Origin of the sequence: Flavobacterium sp. FlaQc-48 (assembly GCF_044007335.1) — a bacterium.
Taxonomy (GTDB): domain Bacteria; phylum Bacteroidota; class Bacteroidia; order Flavobacteriales; family Flavobacteriaceae; genus Flavobacterium.
Map to the genome: position 1 here is coordinate 1 of NZ_JBIPCR010000107.1, position 243 is coordinate 243.

The following is a 243-nucleotide window of genomic DNA, read 5'->3' on the forward strand; positions in this document are numbered from 1 at the left end:
ACGCGCCGGTTGCTCAGGATGAAAATACAAATTCAGTTATAGCATCTACAGCGGGAGCTACGGCTATCAAAGCTTTAACAGCTACCGATACTGACGGAACAGTAGTAAGTTATACAGTTTCTACTTTACCGGCTCACGGAACTTTAGCCTTAGGCGGAGTTGCGGTAACAGCAGGTCAGGTATTAACACCGGTACAAGCAGGAAACCTTACCTATGCACCAAGTGGTACATTTACAGGAAACG

General features: G+C 46.1%; 1 protein-coding gene. It reads left to right on the forward strand.

Annotation, left to right across the window (positions count from 1 at the left end):
- On the forward strand, positions 1–243 hold a 243-nt coding region (locus ACHRWY_RS27765), incomplete at both ends, for a hypothetical protein (protein ID WP_395359272.1).